The sequence below is a fragment of the Pseudodesulfovibrio pelocollis genome (genome assembly GCF_030282845.1).
Classification (GTDB): Bacteria; Desulfobacterota; Desulfovibrionia; order Desulfovibrionales; family Desulfovibrionaceae; genus Pseudodesulfovibrio; species Pseudodesulfovibrio pelocollis.
In genome coordinates this window covers 1-691 of sequence record NZ_JASTWE010000120.1, presented here as the reverse complement: position 1 = coordinate 691, position 691 = coordinate 1, and the positions used below count along the sequence as shown (strand labels likewise).

The window sequence follows — 691 nt, the reverse complement described above, 5'->3', positions numbered from 1 at the left end:
CCTTCATCGCGGCCATCATACACCACCTCCCCCACCCGCACCGGTGTTGCGGCCGCAAGAAGCCCGAGGTGATAGACGGGAGCCATCTTGAAGATGACGTTCTCGTTGCTCAGGATGCTCTCCATGTACAATGCCCCGACCATGTTCACACCCATGCCCACATTGACTTCGATGCCGGACCTGTTGTCGATGATCACGTCGTCCAGGATGACCGTGCCCTCGTCTGGAACAGAGGTCAGGGTGAATTCGTCCTTGCCAGGCTCGGAGTCGTATTCGAGCCTCCATCGGGTGTGCAGGGCCACGGGCCATGCCTCGTTCTGGACGATGAGGTCGCCGTCGCGAGCGCCAAGGACCGCGGCCGGTTGATCGGGCCAGGCCAGGGGCAGGCTCGCCTTGGGCGGCACCTCGCCTGTCTTCCAGACCACGCTGGTGCAATGTTGAGACCTCTGCACGGCAAAACTCACGCTTTTCCTCTTTAAATATTTGATTTATTATGCTATTCTTTCCTCATTCAAAGGAGGAAGGCATGGCTATTCGACAGAAGGGGCCTCGGTTGGGCGATTACTTCCTGGGGCACCGCAGAACCAAGACCACATTTCTGGATGAGATCAACGAACTCATCAACTGGCAGCCTATCAACGCCTTTCTATGCAAGAAGATCAGGCGCAAGGCGAACGCCGTGGGCAATCCC

General features: G+C 57.6%; 1 protein-coding gene. It reads right to left on the bottom strand.

Annotated features, from left to right (window positions below; translation table 11 throughout):
• On the bottom strand, positions 1 to 464 hold a 464-nt coding region (locus QQS14_RS16480; protein WP_285908106.1), incomplete at its 3' end, for a hypothetical protein.
• Between the last annotated feature and the right edge of the window lie 227 nt (positions 465 to 691).